The organism is Ruegeria sp. D3, from assembly GCF_056534465.1.
In genome coordinates this window covers 231,508-251,236 of sequence record NZ_JBQFPK010000006.1, presented here as the reverse complement: position 1 = coordinate 251,236, position 19,729 = coordinate 231,508, and the positions used below count along the sequence as shown (strand labels likewise).

Below are 19,729 nucleotides of genomic sequence, written 5' to 3'. Positions count from 1 at the left end.
TTCTGGGCTTCTAATATGATGACAATCAGGCGTTTGACAAACGCGCGTCCACATATTCCCAATTGACAATGCCATCGACAACAGCAGCAACGTATTCTTTGCGGCGGTTGCGATAGTCAACGTAGTAAGCGTGTTCCCAGACATCGACGCCCAAAAGAGGGAACATGTCGTGCACCAGCGGGTTCTCACCATTCGGTGTCGAAAGGACAACCAGTTTTCCCGACGTGTCGACAGCCAGCCAACCCCAGCCGGACCCGAATTGTTTACTGGATACGTTGATGAACTGCTCGCGGAAGGCTTCGAAACTGCCGAAGTCACCTTCGATCTTCTTCTTCAGAGCTCCGGGTACTCCGGTGCCGCCGGGGACCAGCATTTTCCAGAACTCCGAGTGGTTCCAATGTTGACCGGCATTGTTCAAAACAGTCTGGTATTTGCCACGATCCGCTGCTGCAGTCTTGATGATGCTTTCAAGAGATTGACCTTCAAGGCTTGTCCCCGGGATCAGTTTGTTCAGGTTGCGCGCATAACCAGCAGCGTGTTTGCTGTGGTGCAACTCCATGGTTTCCGCACCAATAACGGGCTCCAGAGCGTAGTAGCTGTAGTCAAGGGACGGCAGCGAATAGGCTTCACCAGCGCTTACCGATCTTGCCAAGGCAGGCGTTGCTGCAACCAGCAAGCCCGAGCCAGCGGACGCAAGAAAACCACGACGAGAGAGAGTCATTTTTCATTCCTTTCCATTGTCTGTCGATGGACCCGACAGATGACCCTAAAACACCTACGCGGGGGTTTTATTCGGAAAGGTGGATGTACAAATCGCCGCAGTGCCCGACGGAAAACAGGTTCGAATTTAGAAAGGACATTCGTTCGGATCTACCTGTCTGATTATTCCAGCTCGACAATATCTTTGCAGACCTGAGTCAGAAATTCGGTTGTGGTTTGCACATACGGATAAGGCGCGATGTCACTATGGGTTAGTATCCATAAATCCAATGATTGTGTCAGAAAGCCTGGCAGGGCCTCGATCAGATCCGAATGACCAGCCGCCATGAATTTAGGCAGCGCGGCAAATCCCAACCCACTTCTCACGGCCATCAGTTGGGCATTCACATTGTCTGTTCTGGCAGCAACATTGCACTTACCAGTGATTTTACGAAACTCGGTTTCCTGTACAGTTTGACTTAGCGCACCCGTGGCCACGATGACGTTGTGACCCAGAAATTCCTCTAGTGACCTGATCGGTTCCAAATCGCACAAATATTCTCGCGATGCGTATATGCCGAATTTTACAACACCCAACTTCTCGCTGTTGACACGGTACGCTTCGGGTTCACCCAACCGCACGGCAATATCAGCCTCGCGGTTATGCAAGTTGGTTTTTTTGTTCGACAACAAAAGGTCGATCTTGATGTGCGGGTTCAGCGAATGGAATTCAATGAGTTTAGGCGCCAGCACCGAGGCCCCGAACCCCTCTGGTGCGGTGACGGAAACACGGCTGCCCTTAAAGCCAAGATGACCACGGGCCACCTCACCCATATGGCAAAGCTCAGTTTCGATCCGCTGCGCGATTTGCAGGATATCATCACCGATTGGAGTTAGCGTAACACCGCTGGACCCGCGCTCGAACAATGGCAAAGAAAGCGACTTTTCCAGCTCACGTAACTTACGCCCCACTGTGGCCGGGCTTTCCGAAAGCTGCGTCGAGGCCGTAGCAATACTGCCCGAGCGCGCAACACACACCAGAAACCGCAACAAATCCCAATCCTGGACAGGAATTTTCTGGAAAGCATCTGATAGCTGGCCGTTGTCGCTCATGGGGTCATACCTTTGGTCATTCCCTATTTTTTCACATTTCCACGGGAAAAAAACCGTCTTCAACTTTACTTGTGACTTCGTGAGGGGAAAAAATTATTCTTTTGAAAGCAGTGAGTTAATAAATAGTTCAGGATCACAACCCAATTGATGATCCCCCCTTCATTTTTGAACAGTTGAGACGGTTTATTCCAAGCGCAGGTTACCCGGCGTGAGCGCAACAGCGTTTACTTATTAGCTTGGAGTGCAAAATGAACCCCGAAGAAATAATGAACCCGATTATCGAAGGCGACGATAACGACAATCAACTGATGGGAACACCCGAAGACGATATTATCAACGGTCTGGGTGGTGATGATCAGATTGAAGGTCTCGGCGGCAACGATACGCTGATCGGCGGTCTTGGCAATGACATGCTGGACGGCGGCGAAGGTATCGACACTGCAGCCTTTAATGACATCGACGTCCCAGTCGAAGTTGATCTGCCCGCAGGTGAGGCAACACGCGAGACCGGTTTCTCGGTCACAGTCGATGAAGCACCTTTCGTTAACTTTGCCGATCCCGAAGACAGCCTGGTTGACGAAGCGCTGGCGGGAAACCTGTACTATAACATCCACACCGCCGACTTCCCAGCTGGTGAGATCCGTGGTCAGTTGCTCGTCGACGAAAACAACCTGGATCAGGATGGCAACGGTACGCTGACTCTGACCGCGGTATTGGATGCGGCGCAAGAACCTGGCCCGCTGTCCGACTCTCTGGCAACCGGCACGGCGACTGTCACAGTAACCGTCGTTGACGGCGTTGCGACCTACTCGTCGGAACTGTCGGTAACTGGTCTGGCCGTATCTGACCTGCTGACTCCGATCCCAGGCGTCGTTTCTGCCATCCACCTGCACAACGCTCCCGCTGGCCAGAACGGTCCGGTCGTGCGTGACACGCTGGTTGATGCCGGCGCCGAGCTGGCAAGCGCGGAAGAAGTTTCGGAAAACCCGTCGGGCGTTCTATCTGTTGAAGACGTAACCGATGCCGTGACCGAAACCGACACTCTGACCAGCATCGAAAACATCATCGGTTCCGACGATCCTGACAACCTGATCGGTGACGAGAATGACAACGTTCTGACCGGTGGTCTGGGCGACGACATTCTGGATGGTGGCGAAGGTATCGACACTGCCGCGTTTAACGACATCGACGTTCCTGTCAGTGTTGACCTGCTTGAAGGAACAGCAACACGCGAAACCGGCTTCTCGGTCTCGATTGAAGACGCACCTTTCGTGAACTTTGCTGATCCGAACGACAGCCTGGTTGACGAAGCGCTTGCCGAAGAGCTGTACTACAACATCCACACCGAGGACTTCCCCGGTGGTGAGATCCGTGGTCAGTTGCTGGTTGCTCAAAACAACCTGGACGAGGACGGCAACGGTACGGTCGTTCTGACCGCGCGGTTGGACGCAGCACAAGAACCCGGCCCGCTGTCGGATTCCGAAGCAACCGGACTGGCGACCGTGACCGTCACTGTTATTGACGGCGTGGCAACCTACTCGTCCGAACTGTCGGTAACCGGCCTGGCCGTATCCGACCTGCTGACCCCGATCCCAGGCGTGGTTTCCGCGATCCACCTGCACAACGCACCTGCCGGTCAGAATGGCCCGGTTGTGCGTGACTCGCTGGTTGACGCAGGTGGCTTCCTGGCAAGCGCCGACGAAGTCTCCTTTAACCCCTCGGGTGTGACCAACATCGAAGAAGTGACCGAAGCAGTCTCTGAAACCGATACCCTGACCAGCATCGAAAACGTCATCGGTTCGAATGACGGTGACGAGATCATTGGCGACGACAATGACAACGTTCTTGATGGTCTGGACGGTGACGACATCCTGCGGGGTGGTGCCGGAAACGACACTCTGAACGGTGGGCTTGGCGATGACCTTCTGGACGGCGGCGCAGGAAACGACATCCTGAACGGCGGCGAAGGTGACGACGCCCTGCTGGGTGGCGGCGGAACCGACGTCATCGACGGCGGCGAAGGCTTCGACACCAACGACTTCTCCAACATCAACCTGGGTGCCGAAGATCCGACGATCGCAGGTGTCCGTGTCACGCTGGCTGCTGACGGCAGCGGTACGGCCGAATACAACGGCGGTGGTGGAAATGGCCCTCTGATCCAGGAAACCTTCGCCAACATCGAGAACATCACCGGTTCGTCCAACGATGACGAGATTGTTGCGACAGGTGCTGCACCGAACACCATCGACGGTGGTGCGGGTGATGACTTCATCGCTGGCGGCGGCGGTCTGGATGATCTGAGCGGTGGTGAAGGTATCGACACCAACAGCTTCCAGGGCATCGGAGCCGAAGTGATTGCAGATCTGGCAACAGGAAGCGCATCTTACGCGCCGAATGAAAACGTCACGATCTTCGAAAACTTCGACGGTTTCGAAAACCTGGATGGGTCTGCCAATGACGACCAGCTGTTTGGTGACAGTGGCGCCAACACCCTGACCGGCAACGACGGCAACGACCTTCTGGTTGGCCGTGGTGGCAACGATATCCTGGAAGGCGGCGAAGGCAATGACGTCCTGCAAGGCGGCGGCGGTAACGACATCACCGATGGTGGTGAAGGTATCGACACTGCAGATTTCCAGGACATCGGGTCTTCGGTCACAGCCAACCTGGCGAACGGTACTGCAACCTACGCAGCACCCAACGGCAATGCGGTTGCGGACCAGCTGATCAGCATCGAAAACCTGACAGGCTCTGAAAATGACGACTTCCTGACTGGTGACGATGGTGACAACCTGTTGGCAGGTGCTGCTGGTGACGACGTCATCAATGGTGGTGCAGGCAACGATGTCATCCGTGGTGACGCGGTTGGTGACGGCGAAGCGATTACCGTTACGGTAACCAACACTCTGGGCGAAGGCGGAACCTTCCTGACCCCCGTGTGGTTCGGTTTCCACAATGGCGAGAGCTTTGACCTGTTTACCGAAGGTGAAGCGGCCAGCCAGGGTCTGGAACGTCTGGCAGAAGATGGCAGCGTCGAAGGCATTGCGGCTGAATTCAACCAGCAGGTTGGTGACAACGGTGTGGATGCGACCATTCTGGGTGGCCTCGGTGCGCCGGGACCGATTGATCCGGGTGAAACGGCCAGCTTCACGCTGAACGTCAACACGGCTCAGGTTGGGCAGGGCTTCTTTACCTGGGCAACCATGGTTATCCCGTCAAACGACGCCTTCCTGGCCGTGCCGGATGACGCCTTGGCTGATCCGATCTTCGACGAAGAGGGCAACTTCCTGGGGCCGCTCGTCATTGAACGCTTCGGCAACGACGTTCTAGACGCTGGCACCGAGGTCAACAATGAAGAAGGCGCCGCCTTCCTCAACCAGACCGCGCGTGATCAGGGTATCGTCGAGAACGGTGTCGTGGGTCAGCACCCGGGCTTCAACGGCTCGGAAGGCAACCCCGATGGCGAGCCTGTCAACATTCTGGGTGGCACAACTGCTGCCAATACGATTGTTGACCCGATCGAAGGTGACTTCACCCGCAACAACGGCCAAGAGCAGCTGCTGCGCATCGTGATCGACATTGCCGAAGGTGGCGATGACGAGCTGTTCGGTGGCGCAGGTGACGACATCATCGACGGTGGTCGTGGCGACGACATCCTGGATGGCGGTGCCGACAACGACACCCTGATCGGTGGGTCCGGTCGCGACACGTTCACGTTCCGTCGCGGAACGGGCTTCGACGTCGTGGCTGACTTCTCGACCAGTGTTGAAGACGGTGACTTCCTGGACGTGTCGGACTTCGGTGTCACGCAGCTCGAAGAGCTCAACATCACGGCCGATGGTGAAAACACCATTATCGACCTTGGCAATGGTGATCAGGTCACGCTCGAAAGGGTTGCCCCGAACGAGCTGGTCGCTGAGAACTTTGTCTTCGCCGAAGAAGTGGTTGTTGCACCCACCAACGGAGACGACGATCTGATTGGCGGCGTCGGTGACGACGAAATCGAAGCCGGTAACGGTGACGATGTTGTCGAAGCCGGTGCAGGCAACGATGTTGTCGACGGTGGCAATGGCGATGATGATCTGGACGGCGAAGCCGGAAACGATCAGCTTATCGGCAGCAACGGTGACGACGATCTGGTCGGTGGTCTGGGTGACGACAACCTGGATGGCGGCAACGGTGATGACCTTCTGGAAGGCGGCGATGGCGCCGACATTCTGGACGGTGGTCGCGGTGACGACATCCTGGACGGTGGCCTGGGCAACGACATGATCGAAGGCGGCCGTGGCAACGACATCATTGATGGCGGTGCGGGCGACGACGAGATCTGCGGCGGTACCGGTGATGACATCATCAACGGCGGCACCGGCAACGACCGTCTGGAAGGCAACCGCGGTGCGGATACCTTCGTCTTCGAAGCCGGACTGGGTGACGATGTCATTGCTGACTTCGAAGCCTTTGCCAACGGCGACACTCTGGACCTGACCTCGGCAGCGTTCGATCTCGATGAATTCGCGGATCTGGCCGCGGTTGCGTCGCAGGACGGTGATGACGTTGTCATCGACCTGGGTGCCGAAGGCAGCATCACGCTGCTTGGCGTCCAGCTGGCCGATCTGAACGAAGACAACGTTCTGGTCTAACCCAAACTCGGCGGCGGCCTAGACGGTCGCCGCCGTTCCATTCCTTTATGTCAGAAAGAGGGCCACCATGTCCCATAGTCCCCTCAAACGTACCGAGCTTGAGCAAGCGTTTCGTGCTGCTCGCCCGGGCCTTTTTGCCACCGGCGCCATCAGTATGGTGATCAACCTGACGATGTTGACCGGTCCTTTGTTTATGATCCTGGTCTACGACCGGGCACTGCCCAGCCAAAGCTACCAGACCCTGTTCGGTCTGAGCGTGTTGATGTTGGGGCTGTATCTTGTGTTCGGCGTGTTGTCCCTGGTCCGGTCGCGTATCCTGATCCGCATCGGCAACCGGCTGGGCAACACTCTGGAGAAGCGCGTTTTCCAGGCGCAGATCGAGCGGTCGGTCAAAGAAGGTGGTGCCAAAGGGCGCGATGCCGTAGGTGACCTTGGTACGTTGTGTGATTTCATGGGCGGTTCGACCCCGGCCGTTATATTCGACGCGCCGTGGACACCGATCTACCTTGGATTTGCCTATCTTCTGCATCCCTGGCTGGGCTATGCCGGTTTGGCTGGCGTCGCGTTCCTGCTGGTTGTTGCCATGGTGAACAACGTTCTGACTCAACGCGGTGTTGCACGGGCAAATCAATTCCTTACCCGCAGCAACCGAGTGCTGAATGACGTGTCACGTAACCATGAAGTGGCACATGCCATGCGGATGCGCGATGATCTTTATGACCACTGGAACGGCCTGAACGGCCAGGCTCAAGTCAAACAAAGCCAGATCAGCGACATGGCGGCAACCTTGTCTTCGATCTCTCGTACTGTTCGTCTGGTCCTTCAGTCCGCAGTTCTGGGTCTGGGTGCGTATCTGGCGATTTCAGGCGATCTGAGTGCCGGTTCGATCATTGCCGCATCCGTTCTGGTCGGTCGCGCATTGGCTCCGGCCGAACAAGCGATCGGGAGCTGGCGTCAATATGTGCTGGCCACTGCCGCGCGCAAGCGACTGAATTCTCTTCTCGAGGATTACCCGCCGTCCCAGCCTTCGGTTCAATTGCCTCAACCCCGCGGTGTTCTGGAACTGAAAAACGTCTTTGCTACAACCCCTGACGGTACGTCTACCGTGTTGCGGAACATATCGCTTGCGCTGGACCCGGGTGAAGTTCTGGCCGTCATCGGCCCCAGCGGATCAGGTAAGTCCACCCTCGCTCGCGTGATTGTCGGTACTTTGGAACCGAACCGAGGCAGCGTGCGGCTGGACGGCGCGGACATGAGCTATTGGAACGCGCTTCAACTGCGGGACTCGGTCGGCTACATGCCTCAGACTGTGGAACTGTTTGACGGAACGGTACGCGAGAATATCGCCCGTTTTCAGGCAGACGCATCTGACGAAGATGTCGTTGCAGCAGCGCAGGCGGCCAACGCGCACGACCTGATCCTGAAACTGCCCAATGCGTATGACACACCTTTGGGTGAAAGTGGCAGCGCATTGTCTGGAGGCGAGCGTCAGCGGATCGGATTGGCCCGGGTTCTGTATAAAAACCCATCGCTGATCGTGCTGGATGAGCCGAATTCCAATTTGGATGCGGCAGGTTCTGCGGCCTTGGCCATGACAATCGATCGCCTCAAAAGTGAGGGCCGTACCGTTGTCATGATTGCTCATCGTTTGGGCGCCCTGAATCAGGCTGACAAGGTACTTGTCATGGATAACGGCATGGTTTCGGCCTACGGCCCGCGGGATGAAATCCTTCGGACGTACTCCGAAAACCGCAACAAGAAATCAACCGAAAGCGCCGAGAATGCGGCACCAAAACGTGAGGGCAAGACCAATGCGTAACGCAAAGACAGCTCCGGCAGACAAGATCGGCAACTGGGTTCTTTTGGGTGTGGCAACCATGAGCCTGATGTTGGGCGGATTGGGCTACTGGTCGATGGCAACTCGGATCGACGGCGCCATTGTAGCCCCCGGCATGGTCGCGCTGGAGACAGATCGCCAAACGGTGCAGCATCTGGAAGGTGGTATCATCTACGAAATCCACGTGTCAGAAGACGACGCAGTCAAGCAAGGTCAGGTTCTTGTCAGCCTCGACACCACGCGTGAACAGGCGGAACTGAACGCGCTCAGCAGCCAGATCGCGTCCCTGACTGTTCGCAAGGCGCGTTTGCAGGCCGAGTTGAACGAACAAGATTTCATGTCTTCCGCTGCAGAATTCGCCCAAACCGCAGACTACAAGGAGATTTTTGAAAGCGAAGCACAGCTGTTCGAAAGCCGCTCGATGGCTAAGCGCGCGAACATAGCCCAGCTGGAAACTCAAAAAGAGGCCCTTTTGGCGCAGGTCGCGGGTTTGCGTAGCCAGATTAAGTCTCAAGAAGCCAACAAATCGCTGACCCAGGAAGAACTCGAGACTGTTTCGGTTTTGAACGAAAAAGGCCTGGCGAACGTAACTCGTCTGCTTCAGGTCCGCCGGGCGGCATTGGATATCGAGGCCAGCCTGTCCACGAACACGGCTCAGATCGACAGTGTCATGGCACAGATAGCCGAGGTGGAAAGTGCTTTGGTCAGTAACGCAGCAACCTCACGAGAAGAAGTGTCGACTGAATTGTCCGATGTCTCGCAGCGGTTGCGTGAAGCGTTGGAGCGTAAAACAACGGCTGAGGATCGTATTGCCCGCAGCCAGATTCTTGCTCCGCTGGATGGCCGGGTTCTCAACCTTGGTTTTCACACAAAAGGTGGGGTTGTCGCTCCGGGTCAGGCGCTTATGGATATTGTACCTGTGGCCGAGCAGCCCATCCTGATGGCCAACATTCCCGTAACAGAAATTGACCGCGTCGTGCCAGGTCAAGAAGCCCGCGTTCGGCTGACCGCCTTCAACTTCAACCAAACTCCGGAATTGAATGGATTGGTAAAGTGGGTCTCGGCTGATACGCTTTCGGATCCCGCGACCGGCGCGGTCTACTACAGCGCTGAAGTGGAAATTCAGGAAGACGAGTTTTCCAAGATTCAAAACAATGATCTGGTTCCCGGCATGCCCGTTGAAGTACTGGTTTCAACCGGAGAACGCCTAGTCATCTCATACCTGTCACGGCCCATTCGTGACGCTATGAGCAAGACATTCCGCGACGAATAAAAGCCCTGCCCCGCCCGTTTGTGGCGGGGCATGTTTACAGGCCAAAACAATGCGTATTTCACTAGAGGCTCTTGAGTCCTTTGCGATCTTGTGTCGGGTTAAATCCTATTCAAAAACCGCTAAAGAATTAGGGCGGTCCCAGCCAGCAATAAGCAATAGAATACGCTCGCTTGAAGCGTTGGTCGGGTTTGACCTGTTCGAAAACGGTGACGCCAGCCTAAACCTGACAGACAACGGCCGCGAATTGTTGGATTGCAGTCAAGAAATCCTCCGAAATGTACATCGCATTCGCAGTATCTGCGATCCAGCGCGTATTCAGCCGGTTCAAATTTCCTTCGTGTCAACCGTCGAGTCTTTCTTGAACCCTTATAAGATATTCAACTCAGGGACAGATGGCAGCCTGTCGTCCTTGTTTATCGAATTGCTGAATTCCGAAGACATCGAAGGCAAAATCAGGAATTTGAAGGGAAACATCGCGTACACGATGCTTCAGGAGGACAATGCACCGCTTCTCAAGAAGAGCTGGCCGTTTACCATGCGGTGGATTTCAAACAAGGATTTTTCACTGAAAGAAAATATGAAGGGCTTTCAACTGCCGATAGTCGAGCTTTCGGATAACGCAAGATTTTCCAAGGTCTTTTATTCTAAACTCGAATCTTTGGGTGTTGAGTATAAGCCAGTGTTTCGGGCAGATGGGATCAGTACATATTTGAATGCCATTTCGGCCGGTGTCGGGATCGGATGTATTGGTGACTTATTTGTGGTTCATAAGATGAAGTCACGAAACCTGAGCTTTCTGGACGCGCAGATCGGAAATCTCGGGACATTTTACTTGAGCAGATTCAACGATGACGGCCTGTCCGCCGACGCTTTAAGAGCAGTTGGCATTTTCGACAAAGCTGTAAGCAACCAAAAATCTATACGAGATGATTACTATTCGACAGCCTAGACGGCGCAAGTTTCACGGATTCCCGACACAATCCTGGTTTCACCGAACGGCGAAACCGACGGCTGGCAGAATTCATTTCGACTTGATCGCTGGCTCTGTTGCTATCTGCCAGATCGAGCGTAACTCTCGTGCCGCGTGTTCGTAAAAGTCAGGTGCGGTAGACTGCGGCGTTCCAATCCTAAAATGTGCGTTCCCGAAATAGGTTTTCGCGAACACGGTGCTCTCTTACTTGAACCAAGGTCCTTTATATCAGGACGGGGAAAAGAGCGTTCCTCAGATCGCTCTTTTCATCGCGCCGATTTCTGACTCGAGATACGTTCAGCCTAACGGACGTAACACATCCGTAACCTAAGTCGTCGCTAAGGCAGACCCCGAGCCAGCTTATCCAAAAAGTTCATCCCTATTACCAGGAATTATAGGATAGATATTTGCCGGACATCTCGACCTTAACGCGATCGCCTTTTTCATTCGGCACGCGCTTCACCTGCATGTCGAAATCAATTGCCGACATGATGCCAGTTCCGAATTTTTCTTCGATCAACGCTTTCAGTGTCGGGCCGTAAACGCCGACGATTTCGTAAAAGCGATAGATGCACGGATCAGTTGGCACGCTTTGTTCCCAGACCTTGGTTGGCGGCTCAGTCAAAACGCTGGCGGCCTCTTGCGGCAGGGCCATAAGCGCGACCAAGGCGTCGGCCTTGTCGGCGGGGAAAGCGTTCATGCCCATGCAGGCAGAATGGGTCCAGACCGGCGACATGTCGATTTTCTCAGCAATACCCTCCCAGGTCAGCCCAGCCTGCTTCTTGGCAAACAGGATCATCATGGTGACGTCTTCTTTGGTCATCATAGTTGGGATTTCGATTGTGTCTTTCATTGGGTTTCCTCCTGTTTGGAATGTCTGTTCCTGGCGCTTTCAATCATTGACCGCGCGCAGTTGCGGATTGCTCTGCTCCTCGGTCTTTTCGGTCAGGTCGATAGTCACCGTTTCGGGTCGCTGCGCGGCGCCATCGCTGGCCTGACCGGCCAATTCCTTTGAACGTTGTCCGAGGAACTGAACCAGATGGTTGCGGATCGCATAATAGTTGGGGTGATCGACAATCTCAGTCCGGGTACGAGGCCGGGGAATGGTGATGTCAACTGACTCCGCCACCTGAGCGAAGGGGCCATTGGTCATCAGCAGGATGCGGTCAGCCAGCAGGATTGCCTCATCTATGTCATGAGTGATCATGAAAACGGTCTGCTCGGTTTCGCTCCACACCTTAAGCAATTCGTCCTGAATGGTGCCGCGGGTCAGCGCATCCAGCGCGCCGAATGGCTCATCCAACAACAACAGCTTGGGCTGATTTGCAAAGGCCCGCGCGATCGACACGCGCTGACGCATCCCACCCGAAAGCTGGCTGGGTTTACGATGAACCACATCGCCTTCAAGTCCGACCTTGGCCAGAAAAGCACGGGCGTGTTCCTCGACCTTCGCAGCAGGCCGGTCGGGATAGCGCGCCTTCACGCCAAAAGTCACGTTTTTCAACGCTGACAACCATGGCAGCAGAGAATAGTTCTGGAACACCACGCCGCGATCCAGCGAGGGGCCCGACACCTCGAACCCGTCCATCTTGACCACGCCCGAGCTGGGTTCGGCCAGCCCGGCTAAGATGTTCATAATCGTGGATTTGCCGCAGCCGGAATGGCCCAGAATACAGACGAACTCTCCTTTTTCGATGCCAAAGCTGGCGTTTTCGAACACGGTCAGGGTGCCCCCCTGACCGTCGGGGAATTCCTGAGTCAGCAATTCAATACTGAGAAACGGTTGGCTCATTTGAAACGCTCCTTACTCGGCATAGGCCACAGCGCGCTGCAGGTAGGCAAAGGCCGAATCCAACAGCATGCCAACGACACCGATCATGAGGATGGAAAAGATCACCGAAGTGAGGTCGAGATTGTTCCACTCGTTCCACACATAGTAGCCAATGCCGGTTCCCCCCACGAGCATCTCGGCCGCGACGATCACCAGCCATGCAATGCCGATGGATATACGCATCCCGGTGATGATCGTGGGCGCAGCTGCGGGCAGGATGACGGTAAAGGCAGTGCGAAATGGCCCAAGTTCGTGCGTACGTGCGACATTGACCCAGTCCTGACGGACCCCGGCCACACCAAAGGCGGTGTTGATCAGCATCGGCCAGATCGAGCAGATGAAGATCACGAAAATCGCGCTTGCCTCACTGTCCTGAATGATGAACAGCGCCAAGGGCATCCAAGCCAGCGGCGAAATAGGTCGCAACACCTGAATGAACGGGTTGAACGCTTTATAGGCAACCTGACTCATCCCGATCAGGAACCCTAACGGGATCGCCACGAGTGCAGCCATCAGGTAGCCGGTCAAAACGCGATAGATCGAATACCCGATCTGAATGCCGATCCCCTTGTCGTTTGGGCCTGCGTCATAGAACGGGTTCGATAGTTGCTCCCACGCTTTGGCGAGGACCTGACTTGGAGGCGGTACACCCGCCTTGGGGGCACCGCCGCCAGTCAGCCGCTCGTATTCCGTGAGCTCTCCGGCGGCTTTCTGAGCGGGGATGGCGGCCTCCCAAATCAGAAGGCCGACCACCAGCATCACCACCGACAGCAGCGCCGCGCGCTGGTTCAGGGTTAGATTGTCCAACATTTACGAGGCTTTCCCGATTGCAAAGCTTTTGACATAGCCTTCGGGGTCTTTCGGATCGAAGGTCTTGCCCATGATGGTGTGGGATTTGTAGGTCACGTCCGGCGCGTCGTACCCCAGATCGGTCATGATCTTCTTGGCATCGGCAGCCAGATAGACTTGCTCGGCCACGCCCTGATAGTCGACGTCGCCCTCAATGTACCCCCAGCGTTTCATCTGGGTCAGGATCCACACACCCATCGAATGCCAGGGGAAAGGGTCAAAGTCGATCCGGTCAGGGACTTTCTGAACTTCACCCAACCCGTCCGCATAGGTACCGGTCAGAACCTGCTCGATCACCGGGACCGGCTGATTGAGATAGTTGGTTGGCGCGATGGCTTCCGAGATGTCCTTGCGGTTATCCGGGTTCGACGCGAACTGAGTGGCGTCGATGATCGACTTGAGCAAAGCGCCATAGGTGTTGGGCAATTCGGTCGCAAAGCTTTGCGGCGCGGCAAAGGCGCAGCACGGGTGACCTTCCCAGATGTCCTTGGTCAGAGTGTGGATGAAACCTATCCCTTCCCAAACAGCGCGCTGGTTGAACGGGTCGGGCGAGAGATAGCCGTCGAGGTTCCCTGCGCGCAGGTTGGCAACCATCTCTGGCGGCGGCACCACGCGGATTTGGATATCGACATCGGGGTCCAGCCCGAACTCGGCCACGTAATAGCGCAGCAGGAAGTTGTGCATCGAGTATTCGAACGGCACGCCAAAGGTGAACCCTTTCCACTGGGCCGGGTCGCGCTTGTCCAGATGCTCGTTCGACAGCACGATGGCCTGCCCATTGATGTTTTCAACGGCGGGCATGATGTAAGGCGTCGCGACCGATCCCGCGCCCATGGTCATCGCCAGCGGCATCGGGGTCAGCATGTGACTGGCGTCATATTCGCCTGACAGGGACTTGTCACGCGCCACGGCCCAGCCAGCCGTCTTGATAACCTGCGCGTTCAGACCGTAGCGTTCGTAGAAACCCATCGGCTGCGCCATGATGATCGGTGTCGCGCAGGTGATAGGGACAAACCCAATATTCAGGTCGGTCTTTTCGGGTGTTCCCAGATTGTCCAGAATGGCTGCCTTGGCCTGATCCAGCGGAAAGACCGAAGCCAGCGCCGCAGCGGCCGTACCGCCCCCCAACATTCCCATAAAAGACCGGCGATTTATGTCACTTTGACCAAAGATCGACCGCACAATTGCACTTTCGACCAAACGCTCAGTGATCTGCTCGGCAGACATGAGTTCGGGTTCGGCGTGGTCTTTGTCATGCCCGTGAACGGATATGCATCCATCGCAGCCACAATCCGCGCCATGGCGCAAATCGGTCTTTTCTGAGAACGGGTTTCCGAGGCTCTTGATCGTCATGATTTTCCCCTGTTTCGCTAGATTTGCGGCCATGGTGGCAGGGGTTCCGATCGCGAAACAGAGGGCGCTCAAAATTTGTGCGTCCTAAAAAATGTATGTTTGTCAGTTGGTTAATATGGCTTCCCCCAGTAGAAAATTACGAGATTTCGTAAATTACGAAATCTCGTATTCTCGGACCGCACTGCGGCATTACTTTGGTAGCATGACGCTCGATTTGCTTTCCTCCGATTCCCTGCTGCAAGCCTTGCCCGAAGCAGCTTTGGTTCTGGACACGTCGGCTGACCGAATTGTCGACTGGAATCGTCACGCCACCGATTTGCTGGGCGGCACGGTTCCGCTGCCATTTTCCTACTACTTGGGCGAAGCGCTGCCTCAGTTTATCGTCTTCATGGAAGAGGTCGACCACCGGACCGAGGGCTGGACACGCGATGTGCCGCTGACAACAGCGTTTAAGGAGCTATTGCGCTGCGAATTGCGCGCCCGAATGATGCCCGGAAAACCGGGTTGGGTGATGATGACGATTTCCAATTTGGACATGCTGGATCGCAGGGCCGAACAAGCGGCCACGGCAGAGACCTTTCGAGGCGGCCTTGTCGAATGGCAGCGCACCCAAGGCTTCTTTGCCGAACTTGAACGACAGAACCAACTTATCCTCAACGCTGCGGGTGAAGGAATCTATGGCGTCAATGCTGAGGGCAAAACCACATTCGTCAATCGCGCCGCGCAGGAAATGCTGGGATGGACGACCGAAGACCTGCTGGGAAAAGACATCCATTCCATGATTCACCATCACCACCTGAACGGTGAAATCTATCCCTCACAACAGTGTCCGATTTACCGTTCGTTCCGGTTTGAACAAGTGCACCGCATCGAGGACGAGGTGTTCTGGCGCAAGGACGGCAAGCCAATCCGGGTCGAATATGTTTCGACCCCTATTTATGATCAACAAGTTTTGGCGGGGGCTGTGGTCATCTTTCGTGACATTACTGAACGAAAAGAAAACGAACGAAAGCTGCGCGAAGCGTTAGACGAGGTTGCCGCCCTGCGCGACCGGCTGGAACAAGAGAACGCGTATCTGCAAGAAGCCATTACGTCCGAGCGTGCCCATCACGATATCATCGGAATATCTTCTGCGATCCGGCAAATCGTGACTCGCATTGATCTGGTAGCCGGAACAGACGCAACCGTTTTGATCTCGGGCGAAACGGGAACCGGCAAATCTTTAGTCGCGACCGAAATTCACAAGGCCAGCGCACGCGCCCGACGTCCGCTGATCCATTTCAAGTGCAGCTCTGTCGCGCCGGAGCAGGTCGAAGCAGAACTGTTCGGCCAAGTTCGCGGCGCCCCCAACGGGGCCACTCGGGACAAGCCCGGCAAGCTAGAGCTGGCCCATGGCGGGACCCTGTTTTTAGACGATGTCGAGGAGCTACCACTTGAAATACAGGGAAAATTCTTGGCAGCGCTGCAAAATGGGAAAGTTCAGCGTCTAGGCGACACCCGGGAAAAGCCCATTGATATCCGGGTTATCGCCGCGACGGCATTGACTGAAGCACAGGCGCGTCGGGCGGACCGCATCCGCGAAGACCTATTTCTGTTTCTCAGTGTTTTTCCAATCACCTGCCCACCACTGCGCGACCGTCCCGAGGATATCGCTCCACTATCGCTGCACTTGTTGAAAATTGCCTGCCGAAGACTGAACCGCCCGGTCCCGAAACTGACCGAACACGGTGTGCAAAAACTGTTAGGCTATAACTGGCCAGGAAATGTAAGGGAGCTCCACAACGTGATGGAGCGTGCCGCCATCGTATCGCAGGATGCAAAAATGGTGATCGAACTTGCCGGCCAGACCTTCGAAACCGCGTCGAACCCCACTGTACGTACCGAAGCGCAGATGCAGGACCTGATCCGCGAAAATCTAGTTTCTGCACTACGCGAAACTCGTGGTCAGGTTTCCGGAGCAAACGGAGCAGCCGCACTTTTGGGAATGAAGCCAACTACCCTGACTTCGCGCTTAAAAACCATGAGCATTACAGACAACGAATGGGAGTAACTAACTTGGGTCAGGACGGCGTTGCCAACTTTTTTGCGCGTGATTGAGAGGGGTGGGGCGGTTCCTGCCAGACGTTCATTTCGGCAATATAACCTCCCAGAGGCCGAAAGCTTCGGTTCTGGTGTGACGGAATGAGACGATGGAGAGTTGATAGCGGCGAGGTCGAAAAACGGTGTTGAACTGGTCGTGGGTGGCAAGAAACCTTGGCGCCTGTTTTGGCGACTTGAACCGCCCCCTGAGCTTTTCGCACTTTCGAGTGGGTCTGTGTGATCCTTCGATCCGGTTGTCCAACCCTTTGTACGCTCGGTGAGCTGCGCCCGTTGCAAGATCGCGGATCGGCTTGAAATAGCTTCGCAACTTGTCCCCAGTCTGAGCTACCGGTACGCCCGGGAAGCAGGATCAGTCCAGCGCATAGGCCGGGTCGGTCAGCAGTTTGTTCTTCTGAATCTTGCCGGTTGCGGCCTGCGGCAAAGCCGCGACAATCCCGATCCGCGAGGGCACCTTGTAGGCCGCCATACGGTCGCGCACCCAGGCGCGCAGTTCCTGTTCGGTCACGGGCGCGCGGGCGACGACAAAGGCCAGAACCTCTTCGTTGCGGTCCACTTTGCGCCCCACCACCGCGCTGAGCGTGACGGCGGGATGGGCGGTCAGCACCGCCTCGACCTCGGGTGGGTAGACGTTGAACCCCGAACGGATGATCAGCTCTTTCGACCGTCCCGCGATATGCAACGCCCCATCGGCATCCTGCCGCGCCAGATCGCCCGACCGCAGGAACCCATCCGCCGTCATCGCCTGTTCGGTGGCTTTGGGATTGCGGAAATAACCCTTCATCACGTTTGGGCCGCGCAGCTGCAATTCGCCAACTCCCTGATCGTCGGGTGCATGAATGCGGACCTCGACCCCCGGAACAGGCAGACCGATGGAACTGTCGTCGCGCACATAATCCAGTCGGGTCGCGGCCACGCTGGGCGAGGCTTCGGTCAGCCCATAGCCATTGTGCAGCGGCTGGCCGAACAGGGCCTCGACCTCATGCTTGAGGCTCAGGTCCAGCGGCGCGCCTCCGGCATAGATAAAGCGCAGCTTGTTGGGGGTAATCTGGGCCGGATCATGCCCCAGCTCAGCCATCAGGGCGGCGAAAATCTGTGGCACAGCGGGCAGGATGGTCACACCCGACCGGATCGCATCCAACACCGGCGCGACTTCAAACCGCGGCATTGCAATCAGGCCAGAGCCCTTGGCCAGTGCCGCCAGAAAGACCGAGGTCAGACCAAAGATATGAGTTCCGGGCACCACCGCCAGCGTCACATCCTGCGGCGTGATCCGACGCATATCGCCCGAGACCTGAGACATGAAACACAGGTTGCCATGGGTCAGCATCACGCCCTTGGGCTCACCCACCGTGCCGCTGGTATAGATCAGAACCGCCGTCTGATCCGAACCCGCCTGCACCGGCTCGATTGGCACCTCGCGCAGGGGCGACAACATGAACGCGCCGCAATCCAGCGTGGCCACTTGAGTGGCCCCCATTCGCCTGGCATGGGCCGCCGAGGCAGGCGAGGCTTCGGGTGTGAACACCGTGCACCTTGCCTCGGACAGGTCGATCAGGCGATCAACCTCGGCCGCAGTCAGCCGCGCGTTGACCAGAACCGTCCAGGCGTCCAGCCGGCTCAGCGCCATAACGGCGACCAGAAAGGTCACGCTGTTTTCAGCCAGCACGAGGACCCGATCGCCGCCCCGCACCCCATGCCGGGTCAAACCCGCAGCGGCGTCCTTGATCATCGCCTGCAACGCGCCATAGGTAAACGCAGTGCCGTCATGATCGACAATCGCAACCGCGTCCGGTGCGCCGTTCAACAGGATGTCATGAATGCGCTTCACGAGGCTTTCCTTTTTGCCGCAATGTTCCGTGCAGGTTATTCAGCCTTTGCACGTTCCGCCATGCTAAAACCCAACTCTTGCAAGACCGCTTCGGTATGTTCGCCCAGGGCCGGAGCCTGCGTGATCGGACGCGGCGCATGGTTGGAGAACTTTGCCGCACCACGCGCCTGTCGGACGGGGCCAAGACCTTGCTGATCGACCACTTCGACCACCCCATTGTGCAACACCTGAGGATCGTCGAACAGCTGATGTCGGCGCAGCACGGGCGCGCAGGGCACATCATACGCTTCAAGCGAGGCAAGCAGTTCGGCCGTCGCACGGGTCGAAACGACCTCTTCGATCAGTTCCAGCCGTTCCTGACGGTTGATCTCGCGCTGGCTGGGGGTGGCAAATCGCGGGTCTTTGATCAGGTCAGGGCGGTACATCGCCTTGCACAGACCCACCCATTTCTTGTCCGAGATTGCCCCGACCGTGACAAAGCCGTCCGAGGTGGGAAAGATCATGTCATGGGGCGTGTTGGAAGCATCCTCTTCCTTGCCGACAACGGCCACAGGCGCCATGCCGTCAACCCAGTTGAAATTCAGCATCGCATCCAGCATCGAGACTTCCACATGCTGCCGCTGCCACGTCACCGACCGGCTGTAAAGCGCGGCCGAAACGGCCTGAGCGGCATAGACGGCGGAGATCTTGTCCACCACGACTGAACGGATCATCTTGGGCCGACCGGTCAAAGGATCAGATTGCATATCGGCCAGCCCCGACAGGGCCTGCACCACCGGATCATAGACCCGCTATTTGGAATAAGGCCCGCTGCTGTCGACCCCGCTGATCGACAGATAGATCAGGCGGGGATTGCGCCGTAGCGCATCCTCGGCGCTGAAGCCCAGCCGCTCGGCCACGCCTGGGCGGAAGTTCTGAGCAAACACGTCCGCCTCCTCGATCAGCTTCCACAGCACCTCGCGCGCGGCGGCGTCCTTGAGGTCCAGCGCAACCGACCGCTTACCCCGATTGCACGATACAAAGTCCGGGGTGAACCCCGCCACCTTGCCCCGGGCGCGCATGATATCGCCTGTGGGGGGTTCCACCTTGATCACATCCGCCCCCTGATCGCCAAGGATACCGGTTGAACACGGCCCCGAGATCACAGTGGTCACGTCGACAATCTTGATACCGGCAAAGGGGCCGGTCTTCTGCATGTCATCGGTCATGTGTGGTTCGCTTTCATAGCTGCCTGAA

The 19,729-nt window shown here is 56.6% G+C and carries 12 protein-coding genes and 2 pseudogenes; 5 read left to right on the top strand and 9 right to left on the bottom strand.

Translation table 11 applies throughout. The features are described 5' to 3' along the window. Positions 1 to 25 precede the first annotated feature (25 nt). Positions 26 to 721, bottom strand: a complete 696-nt coding sequence (locus ACR0DX_RS11275) for a superoxide dismutase (protein ID WP_170355274.1) — start codon at positions 719 to 721, stop codon at positions 26 to 28. A 161-nt stretch (positions 722 to 882) separates the two neighbouring features. Beyond that, complete coding sequence (locus ACR0DX_RS11270) at positions 883 to 1,812, bottom strand: LysR family transcriptional regulator (protein WP_170355273.1); 930 nt, start codon at positions 1,810 to 1,812, stop codon at positions 883 to 885. Positions 1,813 to 2,060: 248 nt separating this feature from the next. Between ACR0DX_RS11270 and ACR0DX_RS11265 the strand changes: the two genes are divergently transcribed. From ACR0DX_RS11265 to ACR0DX_RS11250, 4 genes are all read left to right on the top strand, one after another. Beyond that, positions 2,061 to 6,452 (top strand): CHRD domain-containing protein, encoded by a 4,392-nt coding sequence (locus ACR0DX_RS11265; protein WP_480846162.1) that lies wholly within the window; start codon positions 2,061 to 2,063, stop codon positions 6,450 to 6,452. 67 nt (positions 6,453 to 6,519) lie between these two features. After that, positions 6,520 to 8,271, top strand: a complete 1,752-nt coding sequence (locus tag ACR0DX_RS11260) for a type I secretion system permease/ATPase (RefSeq protein ID WP_480846160.1) — start codon at positions 6,520 to 6,522, stop codon at positions 8,269 to 8,271. Next, on the top strand, positions 8,264 to 9,562 hold the full coding sequence (locus ACR0DX_RS11255; protein ID WP_170527609.1) for an HlyD family type I secretion periplasmic adaptor subunit: 1,299 nt from the start codon (positions 8,264 to 8,266) through the stop codon (positions 9,560 to 9,562). The genes ACR0DX_RS11260 and ACR0DX_RS11255 overlap by 8 nt, the downstream gene beginning before the upstream one ends. 49 nt (positions 9,563 to 9,611) lie before the next feature. After that, positions 9,612 to 10,511, top strand: coding sequence for a LysR family transcriptional regulator (locus ACR0DX_RS11250; protein WP_170355269.1), 900 nt, complete (start codon positions 9,612 to 9,614; stop codon positions 10,509 to 10,511). Positions 10,512 to 10,914: 403 nt separating this feature from the next. Here ACR0DX_RS11250 and cynS read toward each other — a convergent pair whose 3' ends face one another. Genes cynS through ACR0DX_RS11230 form a run of 4 tightly spaced genes read right to left on the bottom strand, consistent with a single transcriptional unit; the run spans position 10,915 to position 14,565 of the window. Next, on the bottom strand, positions 10,915 to 11,385 hold the full coding sequence (cynS, locus tag ACR0DX_RS11245; RefSeq protein WP_480846158.1) for a cyanase: 471 nt from the start codon (positions 11,383 to 11,385) through the stop codon (positions 10,915 to 10,917). A 39-nt stretch (positions 11,386 to 11,424) separates the two neighbouring features. Next, positions 11,425 to 12,324 (bottom strand): ABC transporter ATP-binding protein, encoded by a 900-nt coding sequence (locus tag ACR0DX_RS11240; protein WP_480846156.1) that lies wholly within the window; start codon positions 12,322 to 12,324, stop codon positions 11,425 to 11,427. Positions 12,325 to 12,336: 12 nt separating this feature from the next. After that, on the bottom strand, positions 12,337 to 13,173 hold the full coding sequence (ntrB, locus tag ACR0DX_RS11235; protein WP_170355267.1) for a nitrate ABC transporter permease: 837 nt from the start codon (positions 13,171 to 13,173) through the stop codon (positions 12,337 to 12,339). Continuing rightward, complete coding sequence (locus ACR0DX_RS11230; protein ID WP_480846154.1) at positions 13,174 to 14,565, bottom strand: CmpA/NrtA family ABC transporter substrate-binding protein; 1,392 nt, start codon at positions 14,563 to 14,565, stop codon at positions 13,174 to 13,176. A 202-nt stretch (positions 14,566 to 14,767) separates the two neighbouring features. Here ACR0DX_RS11230 and ACR0DX_RS11225 point away from each other — a divergent pair, with 202 nt between their 5' ends. Then, positions 14,768 to 16,615: a sigma 54-interacting transcriptional regulator gene (locus ACR0DX_RS11225; protein ID WP_170355265.1), complete on the top strand. Its 1,848-nt coding sequence runs from the start codon at positions 14,768 to 14,770 to the stop codon at positions 16,613 to 16,615. Between the two features lie 10 nt (positions 16,616 to 16,625). Here the strand turns inward: ACR0DX_RS11225 and ACR0DX_RS11220 are convergent. The 3 genes and pseudogenes from ACR0DX_RS11220 to ACR0DX_RS11210 all read right to left on the bottom strand — a co-directional run. Next, a pseudogene (locus ACR0DX_RS11220) lies at positions 16,626 to 16,981 on the bottom strand (DDE-type integrase/transposase/recombinase); the annotation flags it as partial. Between the two features lie 33 nt (positions 16,982 to 17,014). Further along, positions 17,015 to 18,493 (bottom strand): AMP-binding protein, encoded by a 1,479-nt coding sequence (locus ACR0DX_RS11215; protein ID WP_170527612.1) that lies wholly within the window; start codon positions 18,491 to 18,493, stop codon positions 17,015 to 17,017. Between the two features lie 35 nt (positions 18,494 to 18,528). After that, a pseudogene (locus ACR0DX_RS11210) lies at positions 18,529 to 19,689 on the bottom strand (CaiB/BaiF CoA transferase family protein). Positions 19,690 to 19,729 lie beyond the last annotated feature (40 nt).

Bases quoted from the DNA above. Each gene is read 5' to 3' on its own strand.
- ACR0DX_RS11270 (WP_170355273.1), bottom strand. From the start codon at position 1,812: ATGAGCGACAACGGCCAGCTATCAGATGCTTTCCAGAAAATTCCTGTC.
- ACR0DX_RS11255 (WP_170527609.1), top strand. From the start codon at position 8,264: ATGCGTAACGCAAAGACAGCTCCGGCAGACAAGATCGGCAACTGGGTT.
- cynS (WP_480846158.1), bottom strand. From the start codon at position 11,385: ATGAAAGACACAATCGAAATCCCAACTATGATGACCAAAGAAGACGTC.
- ACR0DX_RS11260 (WP_480846160.1), top strand. From the start codon at position 6,520: ATGTCCCATAGTCCCCTCAAACGTACCGAGCTTGAGCAAGCGTTTCGT.
- ACR0DX_RS11225 (WP_170355265.1), top strand. From the start codon at position 14,768: ATGACGCTCGATTTGCTTTCCTCCGATTCCCTGCTGCAAGCCTTGCCC.
- ACR0DX_RS11250 (WP_170355269.1), top strand. From the start codon at position 9,612: ATGCGTATTTCACTAGAGGCTCTTGAGTCCTTTGCGATCTTGTGTCGG.
- ntrB (WP_170355267.1), bottom strand. From the start codon at position 13,173: ATGTTGGACAATCTAACCCTGAACCAGCGCGCGGCGCTGCTGTCGGTG.
- ACR0DX_RS11265 (WP_480846162.1), top strand. From the start codon at position 2,061: ATGAACCCCGAAGAAATAATGAACCCGATTATCGAAGGCGACGATAAC.
- ACR0DX_RS11240 (WP_480846156.1), bottom strand. From the start codon at position 12,324: ATGAGCCAACCGTTTCTCAGTATTGAATTGCTGACTCAGGAATTCCCC.
- ACR0DX_RS11230 (WP_480846154.1), bottom strand. From the start codon at position 14,565: ATGACGATCAAGAGCCTCGGAAACCCGTTCTCAGAAAAGACCGATTTG.
- ACR0DX_RS11275 (WP_170355274.1), bottom strand. From the start codon at position 721: ATGACTCTCTCTCGTCGTGGTTTTCTTGCGTCCGCTGGCTCGGGCTTG.